Here is a 4,477-nt window from a genome sequence, read left to right as displayed (position 1 = left end):
CTTCATGAATTGCCCCTACCTAAATTTCGAGGGCAGGGTGGTTTTATCCACCGAGTCAGCCAATGTTTGGCAATGTCAGTGGATGTCAGGCAATGTTTGAGAGCCGAGTCTCAATCCGATTTGAGAAAGTAGATTTAACCCATTCTCAAACAGGTTAAATCGATGCCTAAACCAACAGAAACTAAACCCGATCCTAAAAATCAGCTTGCCAAGATTATTCAAGAGCGAATCAGACAAGCCAGCCTCAGCTTCAATCTATCTCTGCTTGCTACTGCGGCTTCTGCCGTTGTGAGCCTTACAGGTGCGGGATTACTCCTCCGTGGCAATCTCTCCGAAGGTGCGCTCACTGCGGCATCGGGAGCAGGATCGACAGTGTACTGCATTAAACTAGCCAAGGATGCCAACGACAGACTCGATCGCATTTTTGAGGAGTTAAACGACTAAATAGATCTCCCAAACTTGTGGTGATGAGTTCGGGAAAGTCATTGAGATATCATCGGAACCTCATCCTTGTCCTATTAGTTCGATCGAGTTATTGATTTTACTCGATCGATACTGCACCCAAAATTATGTAGAGATAGTGGTCTCGATCGAGCGATCGCAGCGATCTCTCAAATCGATTAACACACTTTCTGGCGCACGATTTTCGACAAAAGCCACTAAATTTACGGCTTCTGACAATCGTAACGGCGTATCGATAAAATTATCGTTAATTGGTAACGGTAAAATAATTGGATTGCCAAGGTCGTCATTAATGCCTTGAAATACTTGCAATCGATCGTTTTGACTGGTTATTTTTTGCCAGCCGTGTTGGATGAGATAGTTCGTGACATCTGTTACCGATAATCCAACATCTCTAACTATTTTGGGACTAATTTCTAACATGGCAAAGTTCCATTTTGAACGCAACGGAGTAGCATAGAAAGGGAATTAGGATTTAAGCTCTGAGATCTCGGAATACGAATTCTCACTGCCGAACGATTTTTGCTTGGCTCTCCTTGCAAATATGACCAAGCACCCACCACTCAAGAGTAAACTATCTTCTGATACATTTAGCCACTCATCTCGATTATAGGGTAGAACCTTCAGAATCAACACGATCGGTGTTGAGCCGATCATTTGTTGGCGGTTGACCAAATCGTGATAAACTTTAACCTCCAAATCATAAACTATAGATTCTGCTTCAATTTGACATTGAGTAGAAGCTTTGAGTTGAAAATCCAAAGCATAACCACTAACATATCGTCGATTACCTAATATTGTAATTTGGCGAAATGTCCCGTCGGCACCAAAATCTCGATCAAAGTTAGAAATGCTAATTCCGGCTACAGCCGCGATCGCGTGGACGTGGGCAAGACTCAATAGTTCTTCTACAATCGGTTCGGGCAGCAAACTTTTTTATCACTCACTTACTTGCTTTATCTTAACCATTCTAGCTATTTTCTTCCAGCCTTAATACGCTGAATTGTGACATTTCGATCCCTCACAAGTTCCTCAGATTTCTAGCCTACATTGATTGGTAAGCAGCTCAAGAGGTCAAGAAATTATGCGGTCGAATCTCCAAATCATCTGGCAGCACCTCTCCCCATCAGACAAAATCGAAACCAAGATTCGTAAACATATCGCCAAACTCGAAAAATTTGCCGATCGGCTCAGTGATTGTCGCGTTGTCATTGCAGTACCCCATCGCCACCATCATCAAGGCAATATCTGCCACGTTCAAATCAACTTAACCGTTCCTGGTAGCGAGTTAGTCATCAATCGTCAGCCGCCAGACCAACAGACACATGAAAATCTGCATATTGCCATTCGTGATGCCTTTGAGAGTGCCGAACGTCAACTCAAGGATTATACACAGCAAAGACGCAGCGAGATCAAGACACATGTAAGAGGTGAGAGTGATGATCGAGACCCGATTCCGCAATCGCTCTGAGGCGGGAAAATTACTCGCCAGCAAACTGATCCAGTATGCCAACCGCCCCGATCTCCTCGTATTGGGAATTCCTCGCGGTGGCGTACCCGTATCCTTTGAAATAGCCACAGCACTGAATGCGCCCTTGGATATCTGTTTGGTGCGAAAACTGGGTGTCCCTGGCAATAAAGAACTGGCGATGGGGGCGATCGCCACGGGCGGATTTGAAGTATTGAACGAAGATTTGCTTGATTGGTTGCGAATTTCTGGACATACGATCGCCGAAGTAGCCGATCTCGAACTTCAGGAATTACAACACCACGATCTTATCTATCGGGGCGATCGATCGCCACTAGATATCCGCGATCGGATTGTCATTTTGGTAGATGATGGGTTGTCAACGGGTGCGATGATGCGAGCAGCCATTGGCGTACTCAAACCCCAGCAACCACAGCGCATAATTATCGCCGTTCCCGTTGCACCGCTCGACACTTGCGATCGATTGAGAACCGAAGTCGATGAGGTGGTGTGCTTAATCACCCCCGAACAGTTTTGTGGGATCGGCCTCTGGTACGAGGACTTTACTCAAACAACCGACGCACAAGTGTGTGAATTGCTAACTGTAGCAACCCATAATCCTCAATGCCCGCTCCCGCAATCGTCGATCTAACGAACTAGAAGAGTGATTATTTTTGGCGCGTTGGACTATTGTAGCCAATACGGGCTTTGTGGGTGAGAGAAGCCAATTTGGGGACGCAATGGTAAGCCGTTTTACTGAAAAAAAATATTTAAATGTAATATTTAGATCTGAGTGCTTTTACTTTTCTTTAAATTCAAAGTATTCTCTTTAGTAAAAACTATGTAAAACATGAAAATAAACTTTATACTTAAAAATAAAATTGCTTTATTAATCAGTCTTGCAGTCAGTGGAATCTCAGTTAGTAGTATTGCTAGCTCGGCGAAAGCTGCTGATTTCAATATTAATGGAACCTTGGAATGCAATCGAGCATTAGGAGTAGACTGTGGGGATTTTCAAGGAGATTTTACAGGAATCTTTTCAGTGTCCAATGATGTTTCTTCTCCACCAGGGCTTCCAGGATCGGGTGGGCCTATTACAACTCCTATTTCATCTTGGGATATTAAAGTTAACAGAGATGGGAACTTCTTTAATGAGATTAAGGGAAATCAACCTAGTCCATCTAACATAGATATTGGCATCATCGGTGAGCAGATTTATCTATTTTCTACAGGTGATTATAGATCTCCGAATAGCCTATCTCTTTACTTCTATAATCCTATTGGAAATAGACCATCACCACAAAGCCCCCCCCTTGGTGCTTTTTTGTGGGGAAGATATTTCTATAACAGCCAAGACTTCGCATCAGTAATAAGTGCTAGCATAACATCTGCTGTTCCAGTTTCAGTTCCCGAACCATTCACAATTATCGGCACATTAATCGGTGGTACAGTAGCTTTCAGGATGAGAAAAAAGCTAAAAGCTGCGATCGATAATTAGTAGCAAGCGGAAGTTGACCTTATCGCATCCTTGAAAACAGAACCGCTTGCCAGCTAGTATTAGCTAAAACGCTCTCCCAGAAATATTTTTAGCGATCGGTGGCAATATTTTACAGTCATTCCGATCGCAACCCAACTACTTTCTGATGATCGATCCCTCCTGCGGCAGCAGAGACACCATAAGCTGGTGAAAAAGAAATAAGCAGCCTGGATCGATCAGACTTGGCATCAGAACCTTTCATCATCTATTTCCGCTAGTTCTACTAATTCACTATCACCAGAATCATCATATAGAGATGAACTCTCATACGATAAACCAGATTTTAGGAAGTCGGCTTCTTCTTTAACTAAATCTGAAATTAGCAGTTGGATGGCAGACAATTTATCGGCGTGATTCAAGCTCCGTAATAACTCGATCGCATCTCCTGAGAGCATAAAAATTACCTTGACTAATGCAGTTAATTAATTATTAATCTGGATTGTCGATTCAAAACGAATTCGGCGACCCAGCCCGATAAACTTCAAGCTGTGCGCGTAATTGGGCGACTTCCTGAGCCAGATCTAGCACCATCGCGGCTCCAACTAGGTTCAGCCCCAAGTCTTGACGCAACCGCTGAATCTGACCGATGCGGGCAATCTCGCGGGAATGCAGCATCGAGCCTGTCGGTTCGATTACGCCCAACTGCACATAAATCTGGATAACCGAAATCGAAGTTTGCGCGATCGAGGCAGCAGATTCAAAGGTGTAAAGTTGCTCTCCTTCATCCGAAACCACCATCGTCGAAAGGCTGAAAGTCATAATTTAATCTCCTCTAACTGGGAACGCGGGTTAAAGCTGGTATGTGCTTGAATTTTTTCGTAACATTCTCGCTCGATCGAGCTAAGCTCTTGGGGCGTAACGATTTGAAGTTTGGCGAATAAATCACCGCGTCCCCCTTTTGGCAATGTCCAGCCTTTGCCGCGCAGTCTGAGCGATTGCCCCGATTTTATCCCTTTGGGTACTTTCATTTTCACGCTACCATCGGGTGTCGGCACGCTAATTTCTGCCCC

The 4,477-nt window shown here is 44.2% G+C and carries 9 protein-coding genes; 4 read left to right on the top strand and 5 right to left on the bottom strand.

Annotated features, from left to right (window positions below):
• Positions 1-162: 162 nt before the first annotated feature.
• Complete coding sequence (locus tag RMO27_RS06425) at positions 163-444, top strand: TRADD-N-associated membrane domain-containing protein (RefSeq protein ID WP_309730711.1); 282 nt, start codon at positions 163-165, stop codon at positions 442-444.
• Positions 445-567: 123 nt separating this feature from the next.
• Here RMO27_RS06425 and RMO27_RS06420 read toward each other — a convergent pair whose 3' ends face one another.
• Together RMO27_RS06420 and RMO27_RS06415 are read right to left on the bottom strand one after the other, a co-directional pair.
• Complete coding sequence (locus tag RMO27_RS06420) at positions 568-885, bottom strand: hypothetical protein (RefSeq protein WP_309730709.1); 318 nt, start codon at positions 883-885, stop codon at positions 568-570.
• A gap of 45 nt (positions 886-930) precedes the next feature.
• Entirely contained in the window at positions 931-1,392 is a 462-nt protein-coding gene (locus RMO27_RS06415) for a DUF4365 domain-containing protein (RefSeq protein ID WP_309730707.1), read from the bottom strand.
• A gap of 154 nt (positions 1,393-1,546) precedes the next feature.
• Between RMO27_RS06415 and RMO27_RS06410 the strand changes: the two genes are divergently transcribed.
• The 3 genes from RMO27_RS06410 (at position 1,547) to RMO27_RS06400 (ending at position 3,428) form a co-directional block, all read left to right on the top strand.
• Positions 1,547-1,933 (top strand): HPF/RaiA family ribosome-associated protein, encoded by a 387-nt coding sequence (locus RMO27_RS06410; RefSeq protein WP_309730705.1) that lies wholly within the window; start codon positions 1,547-1,549, stop codon positions 1,931-1,933.
• Positions 1,905-2,582 (top strand): phosphoribosyltransferase, encoded by a 678-nt coding sequence (locus RMO27_RS06405; RefSeq protein WP_396133627.1) that lies wholly within the window; start codon positions 1,905-1,907, stop codon positions 2,580-2,582. Before RMO27_RS06410 ends, RMO27_RS06405 begins: the two co-directional genes overlap by 29 nt.
• Positions 2,583-2,780: 198 nt before the next feature.
• Positions 2,781-3,428: a PEP-CTERM sorting domain-containing protein gene (locus tag RMO27_RS06400; protein WP_309730698.1), complete on the top strand. Its 648-nt coding sequence runs from the start codon at positions 2,781-2,783 to the stop codon at positions 3,426-3,428.
• A 227-nt stretch (positions 3,429-3,655) separates the two neighbouring features.
• Here the strand turns inward: RMO27_RS06400 and RMO27_RS06395 are convergent, their stop codons facing one another.
• The 3 genes from RMO27_RS06395 to RMO27_RS06385 all read right to left on the bottom strand — a co-directional run.
• Complete coding sequence (locus RMO27_RS06395; RefSeq protein WP_309730695.1) at positions 3,656-3,862, bottom strand: hypothetical protein; 207 nt, start codon at positions 3,860-3,862, stop codon at positions 3,656-3,658.
• A gap of 52 nt (positions 3,863-3,914) precedes the next feature.
• Positions 3,915-4,226 (bottom strand): chaperone modulator CbpM, encoded by a 312-nt coding sequence (locus RMO27_RS06390; RefSeq protein WP_309730692.1) that lies wholly within the window; start codon positions 4,224-4,226, stop codon positions 3,915-3,917.
• On the bottom strand, positions 4,223-4,477 hold a 255-nt coding region (locus RMO27_RS06385; protein WP_309730687.1), incomplete at its 5' end, for a DnaJ C-terminal domain-containing protein. The genes RMO27_RS06390 and RMO27_RS06385, both read right to left, overlap by 4 nt.

Source organism: Chamaesiphon sp. OTE_75_metabat_556 (genome assembly GCF_031378165.1).
In the GTDB taxonomy this organism is placed as follows: Bacteria; Cyanobacteriota; Cyanobacteriia; order Cyanobacteriales; family Chamaesiphonaceae; genus Chamaesiphon.
This window is presented reverse-complemented; position numbering and strand designations above follow the sequence as displayed.